At 45.5% G+C, this 14,185-nt stretch carries 13 protein-coding genes; all 13 read left to right on the top strand.

The features are described from left to right. Nucleotide 1 precedes the first annotated feature (1 nt). The 13 genes from NV381_RS11395 to NV381_RS11335 all read left to right on the top strand — a co-directional run bounded on the left by NV381_RS11395 (nt 2) and on the right by NV381_RS11335 (nt 14,165). Nucleotides 2-1,783, top strand: a complete 1,782-nt coding sequence (locus tag NV381_RS11395) for a cache domain-containing sensor histidine kinase (RefSeq protein WP_258213408.1) — start codon at nt 2-4, stop codon at nt 1,781-1,783. Between the two features lie 796 nt (nt 1,784-2,579). Next, the gene (locus NV381_RS11390; RefSeq protein ID WP_258213546.1) at nt 2,580-3,548 is read left to right on the top strand and encodes an ABC transporter permease; all 969 of its coding nucleotides are present in this window, start codon (nt 2,580-2,582) and stop codon (nt 3,546-3,548) included. Next, nucleotides 3,542-4,402 (top strand): carbohydrate ABC transporter permease, encoded by an 861-nt coding sequence (locus NV381_RS11385; protein WP_258213407.1) that lies wholly within the window; start codon nt 3,542-3,544, stop codon nt 4,400-4,402. Before NV381_RS11390 ends, NV381_RS11385 begins: the two co-directional genes overlap by 7 nt. A gap of 84 nt (nt 4,403-4,486) precedes the next feature. Further along, the gene (locus tag NV381_RS11380; RefSeq protein WP_258213406.1) at nt 4,487-6,052 is read left to right on the top strand and encodes an extracellular solute-binding protein; all 1,566 of its coding nucleotides are present in this window, start codon (nt 4,487-4,489) and stop codon (nt 6,050-6,052) included. A 196-nt stretch (nt 6,053-6,248) separates the two neighbouring features. Next, on the top strand, nt 6,249-7,085 hold the full coding sequence (locus NV381_RS11375) for a phytanoyl-CoA dioxygenase family protein (RefSeq protein ID WP_258213405.1): 837 nt from the start codon (nt 6,249-6,251) through the stop codon (nt 7,083-7,085). An 83-nt stretch (nt 7,086-7,168) separates the two neighbouring features. Then, a complete protein-coding gene (locus NV381_RS11370; protein ID WP_258213404.1) occupies nt 7,169-7,939 on the top strand; it encodes an SDR family oxidoreductase in 771 nt (256 codons plus the stop codon). A gap of 21 nt (nt 7,940-7,960) precedes the next feature. Beyond that, complete coding sequence (locus NV381_RS11365) at nt 7,961-8,983, top strand: LacI family DNA-binding transcriptional regulator (RefSeq protein ID WP_258213403.1); 1,023 nt, start codon at nt 7,961-7,963, stop codon at nt 8,981-8,983. Between the two features lie 289 nt (nt 8,984-9,272). After that, nucleotides 9,273-10,016 carry a class I SAM-dependent methyltransferase gene (locus tag NV381_RS11360; protein ID WP_258213402.1) on the top strand — a complete coding sequence of 248 codons (744 nt, stop codon included), beginning with the start codon at nt 9,273-9,275 and terminating at the stop codon, nt 10,014-10,016. A gap of 33 nt (nt 10,017-10,049) precedes the next feature. Continuing rightward, nucleotides 10,050-10,913, top strand: coding sequence for a carbon-nitrogen hydrolase family protein (locus NV381_RS11355; protein WP_258213401.1), 864 nt, complete (start codon nt 10,050-10,052; stop codon nt 10,911-10,913). A gap of 5 nt (nt 10,914-10,918) precedes the next feature. Beyond that, nucleotides 10,919-11,596, top strand: coding sequence for a GNAT family N-acetyltransferase (locus tag NV381_RS11350; protein WP_258213400.1), 678 nt, complete (start codon nt 10,919-10,921; stop codon nt 11,594-11,596). A gap of 100 nt (nt 11,597-11,696) precedes the next feature. Next, nucleotides 11,697-12,347 carry a superoxide dismutase family protein gene (locus NV381_RS11345; protein WP_258213399.1) on the top strand — a complete coding sequence of 217 codons (651 nt, stop codon included), beginning with the start codon at nt 11,697-11,699 and terminating at the stop codon, nt 12,345-12,347. Between the two features lie 162 nt (nt 12,348-12,509). Then, the gene (locus NV381_RS11340; RefSeq protein WP_258213398.1) at nt 12,510-13,580 is read left to right on the top strand and encodes a DUF3900 domain-containing protein; all 1,071 of its coding nucleotides are present in this window, start codon (nt 12,510-12,512) and stop codon (nt 13,578-13,580) included. A gap of 87 nt (nt 13,581-13,667) precedes the next feature. Then, entirely contained in the window at nt 13,668-14,165 is a 498-nt protein-coding gene (locus NV381_RS11335; RefSeq protein ID WP_258213397.1) for a DUF1572 domain-containing protein, read from the top strand. Nucleotides 14,166-14,185: the final 20 nt, after the last annotated feature.

Below are 14,185 nucleotides of genomic sequence, written 5' to 3'. Positions count from 1 at the left end.
TATGATAAAAAAAGCTTCCAAATGGTTTAAGAGCCGCAGTATTGCGATCAAGTATTTTATATTTTTATTTACGGGCTCACTTGTTTTATTCGGTCTGCTGGCTTGGAATAATTTGCAGGATGCCGAGCAGCTGTTCCGTAAGCAGGTGCTTACAGATGCAAAAGTCATAATTGATCGTACAAACTTATATTTGGATGCCTACCTTGATAATGTTCAAAATATATTGCTGCTTCTTTCCACTCGGGATGATCTGCTGGACGAAGGGAAGGAGCAGGAAGCTATCGAAGTGCTCCGCAAATATGCAGAGAAAAACAGTACTTTGTATAAAACCTTATATTTGGTCCGGGCGGATGGCAAGGTTATGTCTAATACTCAGGTTTACTTTGATATCATTGGAAATCCTCACTTATCAGCGCTATATAAGCAAGCTAAGAGCAGTTACGGCATTATGATCAGCGAGCCCTATGACTCTCCCCTCTCAGGAAAAACCGTTGCCTTCATACTGCCTATAACATCTAAATCAGACGATGAAGTAAAAGGAATGGCTGTCATAGAAATCGATTTGATCAGGCTTACTAATATGCTGGCACAATTTATGAATACGCGGAATCAGACGTTCACCATTGTCACCAATAAAAACAATGTTGTCAACACGTTCGATGCAAGCTGGCCGCTGTATTATTATGCGCTGCTACCATATAATACGGCCGTGTTTCCTCCTGAATTGGAAAGCAGCTTTGTTTCCCGGATCAGTGAGCTGCCTGTTGGCATTACCGAGTTGAATGGAGCTAAGGGGAAGCTTGTTGCAGTAAAATCTGGAATGAACAAGCTGGGCTGGTACTTCATTGCATTTATTGAGGATGGTTATTTTTATCAAAATATTATCAGTCTGTACAACAACTACAAGACAGCTGCATTTGTGTGGGTTGTCATATTGTTGATCAGCACTTATATGATGAGTCGCTATGTTACGTATCCGGTACGTACGCTGGTTGCTAAAATGGACCGAGTGCGCGATATGGAGGTACTCCCAAGCATTTCGGTTCAACGTGAGGATGAGATTGGCCGTCTGGCCAAAAGCTATAACGCTATGATGGAGCGTATTCATCATTTGCTTACCGAGACGAAGGAAATGGAAATGCGCAAAAATCAGTATGAGCTAAAAATGCTGCAAAGCCAGATTGCGCCTCATTTTCTATACAATACGTTGGCATGCATAAGCAGTTTGGCGAAACAGCATAAAACAGATGCGGTCCGGGATACTATTCGCTCACTTGTCGGACTGTTGTCATTCAGCTTCGACAAAAGCAGCGAATTTGTCACATTGGAGGATGAGCTTGAAGGCTTGAAGATGTATACACATATTCAAAAGGTGCGGTATGGCGATAAATTCAATATTGAAATGGACGTGGCTCCAGATGCATTGTCATGCAAAATATTAAAACTCACCTTGCAGCCATTAGTGGAAAATGCAATTTTCCATGGTTTGGCGCCTCAAAAGGTTCAGGGACTCATTCGTATCCGCGCCTTTGTACGCCGCGGAAAATTAATGATAATAATTCGGGACAATGGCCTTGGGATGAGCTCTCTACAGCTGGAGAGCGTATTCTCCGAACGAAGAAAGGCGCCAAGCAAACATCGGTTCACAGGTATCGGTATTATGAACGTGCAGGAGCGTATACGCCTTCATTTTGGTGCAGAATATGGGCTTCGTATTGCCAGTGTACCGGAGGTTGGTACCCTGATTCGTATTGAACTGCCTGAACTCTCATTCAAAGAATAAAGCGTTTACAAAAATTGATACACTTTCGCAAGATCACTGTATAGAACCCTGTGAGAGCGCTTGCTAAAATAAAGTTATAGTAATGACCCACCCAAACCCTCTTACACCAACCCACCCAAACCCTCCCTGAGAGGGAGGGCCCCAAGGGCTGCCGCCCTCTGGACACCCTAAAAGGCTGGGGGGAGAGTTACGCGATATGCTCCTTGGGTACGTTAGTGTAGGATCGCTTTCGTCCCTGCGGGACACACTTTCAGTTGATGCTCCAGCCTTTTAAATGTTCTTATCTCCCGAGATGCGTCAGCGATTCGATTGAATAAGCTTCAGGGCGCACTATTTCTTTGCTAATGGTGACATCCTATCGGCTCAGATGCTTATGAACACTATCCCGTTAACTCAGTGACTTATATGCACTCCCAATGTCACAGTGACTTATGGGCATTATCCCAATAGCTCAGTGACCTATGGGCACTATGCCAATGAGTCAGTCACTTATGGACACTATCCCAATGTCTCAGGATAAGAGGATCAATTGCAATGTGCCGGAAAACCCAAGGTAAAGTGTGTCCCGTAGGGACGAAAACGCTGTACGTACTTCGTTTGCAAAGGAGCGTCAACCGAAATTCCATCCCCAGCACTTAGAGGGTGTCCAGAGGGCAGAGCCCTTGGAGCCCTCCCTATAGGGAGGGTTTGGGAGGGTAAAAAGAAAAGAGGGTTTGGGTGGGTAAAAAGTTAAAAGAAATGGTTTGGTAAGAAAAGAGATTTTAGATTGAAAGAAGAGGGGAGCAAACCAATGAGAATGAATCAGCAGTTGACGATGGATAGTTTATCGGCAGCTAAGCATAAGGAATCGAAATATAAGCTCCTCGGCAAAAATGTTTGGGCACATCGAGCTTTTTACTTCATGCTGCTGCCTGGTGTTCTGTATTACATTCTTTTCCGTTACTTACCTATGTATGGGGTCATTATTGCATTTAAAGATTTTAGTATTTTGGATGGAATTTTAAGCAGTCCGTGGGCAGATCCTTGGTATAAGCATTTCACAACCTTTTTTAACTCACCTTATTTTAGCCAACTAATGATCAACACCTGTTTAATCTCGATCTACAAATTGGTTTTTGGCATGGTGCCGCCGATTGTAATGGCCTTACTTCTTAATGAATGCCGCAATCGTTGGTTCAAAACAGTGATTCAAACGTTGACTTACATGCCGCATTTCCTCTCTTGGGTCATTATTTACGGTATTTTGATTGCCTTGCTGTCCCAAAGCTCTGGGTTATTCAATCGGTGGATTGAAGAAAGCGGTGGCAACGCCATTGGCTTTATGACCTCTTTGGATTATTTTCGGGGCATTCTGGTCGGCTCAGAAATCTGGAAGGATCTCGGTTGGGGAGCTATCATTTATTTGGCTGCTATGACTGGAATTGATCCGACCCTATTTGAGGCAGCAAGAGTGGATGGGGCAAGCCGCGTGAGAATGATTTGGCATATCACTTTGCCAGGAATTCGTAATGTCATTGTGCTGCTGCTGATATTAAAGCTTGGTCACATCATGGATGCGGGCTTCGATCAAATCTATATTTTGTACAATATTCAAGTGTATCAAGTAGCGGATATTTTAGACACATGGGTGTTCCGTACCGGTCTGCAGCAGTTGAACTTCAGTCTGGGTGCGGCAGTAGGCTTATTCAAGTCGGCAATAGGCTTATTCCTGGTGTTAGGCTCTAATCATCTGTCTAAAAGATGGGGGGATGAGGGAGTATGGTAAGAGGCATGGAGGACCGTTTAATCAATACGGTTGTTTATATAGTACTAGGAATAGCGGGGTTAGCTGCAATTTTTCCACTGATGTATGTTGTATCCGTTTCCATCACACCTTTTTCCGAGGTGTTAAAAAATGGCGGTTTCCTATTGATACCGAAATCTGTGACATTCACTGCTTACCATAAGCTGTTTAGCGAATCGAACATTCCACAAGCGTTCTGGATTACCATTTTCATTACGATCGTTGGAACAATTATCAATCTGATATTGACAGCGCTGATGGCTTATCCGCTTAGTCGCAAGAAGCTGCCGGGGCGTAAATGGTTCCTTCTCCTTGTAGTGTTTACGATGTTGTTTAGTGGCGGCATTATTCCGACTTATTTAATTGTTAAAGCTTTAGGATTAATTGACTCGGTTTGGGCGATGATTTTACCTAATGCGGTGTGGAGCTTTAATGTGCTCATTATGAAAAGCTTTTTTGAAAATCTTCCTGACGAGCTGTTCGAATCCGCAAGAATGGACGGTGCGAAGGAGTTTCGCATATTGCTGCAAATTGTTATTCCATTGTCTGTACCTTCATTGCTAACGATAGGCTTGTTTTATTTGGTTGGGCATTGGAATGAATTTTTTCAAGCCGTTATGTATGTGACTGACCGCACTTTGTTCCCGCTTCAGGTTGTTATTCGTGAGATATTAATGCTCACCCAGCAGCCAATGGATAATGCGGAGAATATGCTGCCCACCGAGACGATGCAGATGGCATCCGTAGTTATCGCCAGCTTGCCGGTCATAATGATCTATCCGTTTATTCAGAAGCATTTTACAAAAGGTATGCTGTTAGGCTCTGTGAAGGGTTGAACGACGGAACCGTCGCTCCGGACTGCAGCTGGAGCCAAGGCACCGCTTCAATATATAAAATGAAATATAGGGAAGGGGATTCCAATGAAACAAAAAAAAGCAATTACGCTTTCAATGGCGTTTCTTATGATTGGGGGTACACTGCTTGCAGGCTGCGGCGGCGCAAGCACTGGGACTACGCCTGGACCTGCGGCAGCACCGGCTTCCAAGGATACACCGGCTCCAGCTCCGGCTGCTGCCAAAAGCACAGGCCCCGTGAAGCTGAACATTATCGAAACCGGAGGTGGCCTGCCTTCACCGGATCAAGATATTATTAAGCAAGAGCTGGACAAAGCACTGGGAACCGATATTAATCTGACTGTGTATGCGTCTCAGGATGACTACAAAAATCAATTGAACGTGCGTATGGCGTCAGCCAATTTCCCTGATCTGTTTGCTGTCGACAGACAACAATTGAAGCAATTTACCGATCAGGGGCTTCTATTAGATCTTACATCCTATATGGATAAGCTGAAGCCAGTTAAGGATTTTATCGGTGAGGATAGCTTGAAAAAAGGGACGATGAACGGTAAAGTGTACGCCATAGCGAAGTCCCCGCAAATCCCTTATGATACGTATTTTATCCGCAAGGATTGGTTGGATAAGTTGGGTATGAAGGTTCCTGCTACAACCGACGAGCTTCTGGAAGTGGCCAAAGCATTTGCTGACAAGGACCCGGATGGTAATGGCAAGAAGGATACTTTCGGTATTACAGGAGGCAAGTTAGGCGCGTTCTATACGATTTTCGGCGCTTACGGGGTTGGCTTTGATGCAGGCTTCCCGAGTCTTTATGTTAGGGATAATAAGCTGGTTAACGCCTTATTCGATCCGGGTATGAAGGATGCACTCGCATTTATTAAGAAGCTGACCGATTCAGGTGCTGTCGACCCTGAGCTATTGGCGAACTCAGGGCTGCAGCATCAGCAAAAAGCTATTAAAGGGCAAGCAGGCATCATTTATATTGACTGGCCGAACATGACCAAAGAGCAGTTTGATGAGCAGATTAAAGCCGTTAATCCGAAGGCTGAATGGATTCAAGTGGATGCAGTTAAAGGTCCGGGAGGGCTGAAGTTCGCAAGCGCTTGGGATATTGGCAAGACGCCTGCTTTATATGCCATTCCAAAGGCTTTGGAGAAAAATCCTGAAAAGCTGCAAAAAGTGTTCGAGCTGCTAAATTACGTTTCTGGTAAAGACGGCTCTCCATTGGTGCAGTATGGAGTGAAAGGCAAGCATTATAATCTGGACGGAAATAAAGTGATTCCAACAGATTTAATGGGAAAAGAAGGCGGATATTTCTGGCTATACCAATTTACTGGACGCCCGGAAATGGAGTATTTGCAAGTGAAGTTCGCGAAGCAGACGCCGTTCATTGAATTTGCTAACAAACAGCCAAGGATTCAAGCTTTAAACGGATTTGTCGATTATCCTAACGGGTATAACGCAGCCGACGCTACACGATATATCGAAGAAGAGCTGGCTAAGTTTATTTATGGCAAGCGGCCCTTGTCCGAGTACGACAGCTTCTTGAAAACATTGGAGACCTCGATGAATTATAAAGCTTATTTGGACGCAGCTGAGAAGCAATTGAAGGATCTGGGTTATTTAAAATAAGTATGTAAACGAAGATGAAATTCAATCATACAATGATAGCAAAGGGGAGGTTACCTCCCCTTACTCAGAAAGTATAGAAGGCTGAAGCGGGAATTAGGATAAGATTGGAAGAACATTTATGAGGAAGCCAAATTTTTTTGAAATTTATTTTACACGAGTAAATTATTATTAATATTAACAGAGGAGAGATGTTCCTATGACCACAAACACGCCCGGATTCAATATCCCTGAATTAATGAAAGAGTTTAATGAGCAAGGCTATTTACTGCTTCGTAATGTATTGACTCCAGAGAAGGTGGATCGGCTTAATGAGGCTATTGATGAGGTTATAGAACAGGAGCCGGAATCGTTAGCGCATAATATTTACAACAGCGTGGAGCGTCATGCGGAGATTGCTTCTTTAATTGATGAACCGACGCTGTTGCCGCTGATGGTGAACCTGCTTGGGTTTAACATTCAACTGCATATTTCCCATCTTACGATCCGCAAACCTAACCCGCAGGATGTTGCTACTGAATCGCACAGCTTTATTAATTGGCATCAGGATGGGCCTCACCCGCAATTTCCGCGCATTCATGACATTACCTCAAACTATTATATCAAGACCTGCTATATTTTAAGCGATATGTCTGAGCCGAACCGCGGCAATACGAAAATTATTCCGGGCTCCCATAATAAGCCTTTTACGCCTGACAAGCAGGATGTGCGAGATTCGGTATCAGGGGAGGTGCAGGTGTGTGGCAAGCCTGGTGACGTGTTTGTATTCGCACAAAATTTATGGCATGCCGGTGCGCCTAATCATTCAAGCTTCACCCGTAGGCAGCTGTTTCTCGGCTACAGCCCAATATGGATGCGTCCAATTGACTATCGAACTGCTTCAGAAAACCTGTTAAAGAATGCGACTCCTATTCGCAAGCAGCTATTAGGTGTGATAGATGACAATCCGTTTAAATATTATGTTCCGAATGAATCTATGGTACCATTAAAGCAGTTGTATCTCGGGGATGCAGGTAAAGGTGGCTATGCACATTAACATCTGATAAAGCCTGCTTTTTCGTCCCGTCCTGCCAGTTTATGAAGTATTGTAAGAGCTTACTAAAGGAGCGTATTAGAGGAATGGGCTATCATAATGAAAAAGCTGGAAAATGTGTTGGCAAACTGGCATTGGTTACAGGTGGTTCACGAGGTTTGGGCCGCTGGATATCTGTTGAACTGGCACGGCAGGGAGCGCTAGTGGCCGTGAATTATGCCAACAACAGTAAGGATGCTGAAGATACGGTACGGCTAATTGCCGAAGCAGGTGGTATTGCACAGGCGTTTCGCGCCGACATAACCGATGAGACAGAAGTAGACCGACTTATAAAGCATGCTGAGGAGCAATTTGACCGCTCTGTTGATGTGCTGGTGAACAACGCGACTGGACCCCAGCCAATGGTTCCAATCGAAGAGGAATCTTGGGAAACTTATTTGGCTCAGCTGGAGTTTTTCGTTAAGGCTCCGCTGCTGTTAACCAAAGCCGTGCTTCCTGGCATGAAAGCTAAGACGGCAGGCAGTATCATTAACATCGGGAGTGAGGTGGTACAGCTGGGAAATGAACGGTTTTCCAGCTATGTTACCGCCAAATCCGCGATGATCGGTATGACGCGCTCATGGTCTAATGAGCTAGGCTCCTTTGGCATTCGCGTCAACCTGGTAGCACCCGGCTGGATTCCGGTGGAACGCCATGAAGGAGCAGATACGGAAGGCTACCAAAGCAGCGTGCCGTTAAAACGAATGGGTGAGCCCTCCGACATCGCTGCAGCCGTAGCCTTCCTGGCATCTGACGAGGCCAAATTTATAACCGGGCAATGCTTGTCTGTCAATGGCGGTAAAACGTTCGGAATTTAAAAAAGTCAGGTGGCAATAAGTATGGCAACCAGGCAGCAGGTGGCAGACCGCGCCGGAGTATCCGTCGCGGTTGTATCTTATGTATTGAACAACAGGAAGCTGGTCAAGGAAGAAACAAGACAGAAGGTGCTGGAAGCGGTTCGCGAGCTTGGCTATCGGCCTAATCTGGTAGCGCGAAGCTTGAAAACGAAGAAGTCCAACCAAATTGCTGTGCTTGTACGTTTTCTGGGCAATCCGTTTGAGGCAGGCATTCTTCTGGCTATCGAATCAACAGCTAAAGCTAGCGGGTATTTCGTGTTTTTTCAAACCTATGAGGAAGCTCAGGAAGAACAGCTGAAGGAGCTATTTATGGGGCGGGTCGATGGGATTATTTTGTTAGGTCAATTTCTTAGTTCAGAGACATTGGATTATTTTATCTCTAGAGGAATTCCTATCGTTTCTATTACTCGTCCGTATACTGAACTAGATGATCGGGATATGGATATCCGCAGCCAATGGATTGATATTGATTGGCATGGAGCGATGCGTGAGCTAGTTCAGCATTTACGGCAGCAGGGTCATGAACGGATTGCAATCATGGCTGACAGCGCCGGCATACATCATTATGAATGGCGCTTTAGGGCGTGTATCAAGGCATTGAACAGCGAAGGCCTTAGATTCGAGCCAGCCGACAGGCTGAACGGCGGCGGACGCTTTGAGCAGGCCTATGCCGAATTGGCGCAGCGGCTCTCGCTCATAGGCAGCGTTAAGAAGCTGCCTTTCACCGCGCTCATATGCGCCAATGATTTGATGGCCGCAGGCTCCTTAGCTGCATGTCGTGACCATGGCATAGCAGTGCCTGAGCAGCTGACGATTGCAGGCTGCGAGGACATCCTGATGTCAGCGCAAACGAATCCGCCGCTGACCGTGCTCCGCTATCCCCGTCCGGAAGCAGCTGAGGCCGCCACGCGGCACTTGCTAGAGCTGATGGAAGGGAAGAACAGCTGCTCATCATCAACGTCGTTGAAGGCTGAGCTGGTAGTCAGAGGCTCAACAGCCCCATAGATTCAAACAAACGGAACAAACCTTTAAACTTACTCTAAAAGGCTGATTCACAAAGTCAAAGCAGGCTTTATGAACATTTCCTTTTAGCTGGTAGAATAAAGGTTTGTTTTGATTTGTGCGCGCTTGAGCTTAAATCGCTGGTATCCGTTCATTGCCGGAAGCTTGGCGGAGAAAAACTGCGTTGTTGTCCTGTAATTAAGGCAGCAGCATAGTTTTATTCGATTATTGATGGTATACTAGCTGCACAAAATAGTTATGATTTGTAATCGGAAAAGAGCTGATACGCAAGATGAATCCTCGTGAGCTGTTTGGCAATATCGATATTTATTTATTCGATCAGCTGCTTAAAGGTCGAATGAATCCAGAGCAGCGAATCCTTGATGCGGGCTGTGGTACAGGTCGCAATCTTGTTTATTTTTTGCGCAGCGGCTATAAGGTGTATGCTGTTGATCACTCCGAAGAAGCCATATTGGAAGTGAGAAAGCTGGGTGCGAAACTGGCGCCTGAATGGTCAGATGAGCAGGCGCAGGTGGAAAACGTGGAGAAGATGAGCTTTGCTAACGACAGCTTTGATGTTGTAATAAGCAATGCTGTTTTGCATTTTGCAGAGAACGAAGCGAAATTTCAGCTAATGGTTCATGAGCTTTGGCGCGTGCTTCGTCCCGGAGGTCTTTTGTTCGCAAGGCTGGCTTCGACTATCGGCATTGAGGATAAAGTGGAGCCGCTAGGAAATCAACGTTTTAAGCTGCCGGATGGGAGCGAACGTTTTCTTGTGGATGAAGAAAGATTGATGCGAATGACGGATAAGCTTCAAGGTATTTTTCTGGAGCCACTCAAGACAGTGAACGTCAGTAATCAACGTTGCATGACTACCTGGTGTTTGAAAAAACCGCATATTTTATTTTTTGAACCGATTGAAGAACAACGCACAGATGTTCATAAGGAACAGGGATTAAATCTCGAGAAGGATGACGTGAAGGAGCAAGAATTGGAAGGCGAAACAGTTTCGGAAAAAAATATACAATCTACTTAATCCATACTAGCTGATGATAGCAGGAGGCCAAATATGAAATTAAGGGTATCGGCAGTCCAATACCATTTACATACTATTCAAAGCTTTGAGGAATTTGCAGCTCAAGTCACTCATTATGTAAAAACCGCAGAGGAATTTGAAACTGATTTTGTGCTGTTTCCTGAGCTGTTTACGACTCAATTGATGTCGATTGGCGGTGGGAGAAATCATCCGGCTGCATTAACTATTGAGGAATTACCGGAATTTACGGAGCGATATAAGCAGCTTTTTACTGGCCTTGCTCAAAGCACGGGCATTCACTTAATTGGCGGGACGCATATTATTGAAGATCAAGGCAGCTTGTATAATACTGCTTTTCTGTTTTATCCCGATGGTACGGTCGCTGAGCAGCGGAAGCTGCATATTACACCTGCGGAAGTTAAAGGATGGAATATGGCTGCTGGAGAAGCGCTTCAAATATTCGATACGGTCAAAGGTCGAATTGCGGTTCTTATTTGCTATGATATTGAATTTCCTGAGATTGTGCGTATGGCGAGGGCTCGAGGCGCAGACGTCATTTTCTGCCCGTCTTGTACGGATGACCGCCATGGCTTTCATCGAGTCCGGTATACTTGTCATGCACGGACGATTGAAAATCAAGTATATGTGGTGACGACAGGCACGATAGGCTCTTTGCCAACGGTTGATTTTATGAGAGGCAACTATGGTCAAGCGGCTGTCATTACGCCTAATGATGTTCCGTTTCCTCCAGGCGGTATTCTGGCAGCAGGTGAAATCAATCATGATATGATTATTACCGCGGATTTGGATATAAGCTTGCTGCATCAGGTGCGGGATAAAGGCTCTGTTACTACCTGGCGCGATCGTAGGACGGATTTATATACGGATTGGAGCTAAGTCCAATGTCTGAATACTTATATAGTAAGGAATTGTATGTATTTGAGCTGGATCAGCCTGTAAAAGCACGGGTCAGGTCGTATACAAGGGAAGATTTTCCTGATCTTATATCCATTCAGCAGCAAAGCTTTCCGCCTCCATTTCCATCGGAGCTGTGGTGGAACGAAGAACAATTGAACAACCATATCACCCTTTTCCCCGAGGGGGCTTTATGTGTGGAGATCGCTGGCAAGCCGGTTGCCTCCATCACAGGGCTGCTGGTGAATTTTGACCCTGGACATACTGATCATACTTGGGAGGAAATAACAGATAGCGGTTATATTCGGAATCATAATCCAGCTGGCGATACACTGTACATCGTAGATATTTGCGCGATCCCCGCTTACCGGAAGCTGGGACTAGGCAAGCTGCTCATGCAGTCTATGTATGAAGTGGTGATTGCGTTGAATTTGAAGCGTTTGTTGGGAGGCGGGAGAATTCCGGGCTTCAGTAAATATGCCGTTACGATGACGGCCGAACAATATACAGCTGCTGTAGTAGGAGGAAGTCTCAAGGATCCTGTGCTTACTTTCCTGCTGAGATGCGGTCGAATGCCGGTTAAACTGGTACGAGGTTATCTCGACGATGAAGAATCATTGAATTATGCGATGCTTATGGAATGGCGCAATCCTTTTTATAAATGATCTTCGAAGTCATTATTAATTCCAATCAGGTTTAACTCTTCTTCAAAAGGAAACAATGGTAGTTGTTAGTTTGAACCATTACCTTTTGGAGGATTGACAGATGAACAAATTGATAAGTCAAGGGGCTCTAGGCATCAGCTTCATGCTGCTGCTATCATCATGTGAGTGGGGAGCCACTCAGCCTACTGTAGTAACTCGTGGTTCTTCAGCTACAGTACAGCAGCCACAGCATCATGTAAGCGATAGTCAAGGAACTCCAGCTCCCACAGCTTCAGCCGAAGCTGCTGCGAAAGAACCTGCACCCGTTGTGAAACGGATTGACATTATGGACAGCAAGGGAGCCAAGGTTGGTACAGCAGCATTGTCTGAAGCAGTTGAGGGTGTCAGGCTGCAGGTTGAGGTATCGGGTCTCCCGCCAGGTGTTCACGGTATCCACATTCATCAAACCGGGGTTTGTACTGCACCGGATTTTAACTCTGCCGGTGCACATTTTAACCCGGAAGGCAAAAAGCATGGTTTTGAAAATCCCGAAGGCTACCATGCCGGTGATCTTCTTAATCTGGAGATCGGCTCCGACGGCAAGGGAAAGGCGGAATTGATCGACAAGAAAGTTACGCTAGTCAAGGATAAAGCCAATTCACTGTTGAAGCCGGGCGGTACCGCCTTGGTTATTCATGAAGCTGCCGATGATTACAAAACAGATCCCGCAGGAAATTCCGGAGCGCGGATTGCCTGCGGTGTGATTTTGTAGGTCTGAGGGGTAAACCCGTTTTTGCCACCAGCGAATCATTGCCGCTTTTTTGAACCTGTGTTAGGATGAAAGAGAACCCACCTTGGAGGCTGTTCATGGCCTATGGGGTGGGTTTTTACTGTCATTCCAGATATTTTCATACGCATAGGGGAGCTATAAATAATGAAGTTCGCAGTTGAATACATTTCATTTTTCGTTATTCAGGTTGATGGGGAAGAAGGGCAGGGAGGCAAACGCTGCAAGCATTACCAGACCTTGGATGGGGATGACTATACCGAAAGCGAGTTAAGCTCGTTTCTTGGCGGAGAGTTTACGAAGACCGCTAAGCGCGCGGCAGAGCGCAATCCTAAGGCGGAGCAGGTTCCGACCAAGATCGGTCGATTTGCCGTTGAGCCGGGCTATGAGCTGGACAGCAATCCTAACTATAATTTATTTGCGCGTTTGCGCACGGCGGAAACCATGGACTTATACATGGAGTATGCTGATTCGTTAGTACAAGCTTATATGGACACAAGCGCGATACGCGGTGGAGCGGTATTTATCGTTCGGGCCAAGCATGAGAAGCTGTTTGATGAACCTTTTATTTTCGTGCTGAAATGCGACTTTGAACAAAAAATTGCCCGGATCACCGATGAACGAAGTCTGTTAAATAAAGTGGAAATGGCGATTAATGCCAAAAATATGAAATCGATAATGTACCCTCATATGCCTGAAGAAGGCACACTGGAGCCTTGGGAAATCAAAATTCACCAATCTTCGCATGCGCGCTACTTTGAAGACTTTTTGAAATATGTAGAGTATGAAAAATCGATGCCTGAGATCATGAATGAGCAGGTTCTCGGCTTCGTGCATCAATACATTGAGGAAGTTTATGAGAATAATGCGGAAGGGCGGGAGAAGGAGCTGGAGGAAGTGGAGCTGTGGGCTTGCAGCGAGCAGCGGCAGCTTCAAGAAAAGTGGTCTCATGAGCAGGTTATGGAAGCTTCATCCGTAATGATTGAGCAGAAGCCTGACATTGAAATGAAGCTGAAGGTCGGACATATGTCCGTAAAAGCTCTATTGGCGGACTTTGGAGACCGGCTGCATATTGCCAAGGTTGACGATCGTTATGTAGTTGTCATTGAAGGCGAAGATTTGATGTTTGACAAGGGGATTTTGCCCGTAGAGCTGCTTCAACCGGAGCCCTTACAGCAGATTGTGGACAAAATAGTTCGAAAATCCGATGAGGATTAAAAAGGATTCCTTCCAAGATAAGTGGAATTTGTAAAGGGCTAACCAATTATCCATTTGATCGATTTTACGTTGAGAGGGATGACTTGTGTGGGAAATCTGTTTGAAGTGGTAAAAGCGAATTGGGAAACTAAACTGAATGATATTCAGCAACGGATGATTGCGGCAATCAGCCAGTTAAACGATGAGCAGCTGAATTGGCGTCCAAATGAAGAATGCAACAGCATTGCAAATCTTATTTTGCATATAGAAGGAAACATCCAGCAAAGGATCGAAGCTACCGTGTTGGGTGGCGTGGACCGTCGTGACAGGGATGCGGAATTTGATATTCGTCTTCATGCCAGTGGAGAAGAATTGCTTCAACGGTTTAACAAGTCCTTCGATTTATTGAAGCAGATTGTTTCAACTATTAGCGAAGAGCGTCTGTTGGAGACCGTAGAGGTTCGGGCCAGACAAGTGACGGTGTTCGATGTGCTGAACGGATGTGCGACTCATTTCTCGGAGCATTTGGGTCAGGTGATTTATTTGGCGAAAATCCAACTAAGCGAGCGTTATCAGACGAGTTCGATCCCCAGGAAAAAGAGTTAATGCGGAATAAAAAACAGGTG

The sequence above is a fragment of the Paenibacillus radicis (ex Xue et al. 2023) genome (genome assembly GCF_024722015.1).
Taxonomy (GTDB): domain Bacteria; phylum Bacillota; class Bacilli; order Paenibacillales; family NBRC-103111; genus Paenibacillus_S.
Note: the sequence above shows the minus strand (reverse complement) of the source record. Positions and strands in the feature narration are given on the sequence as shown.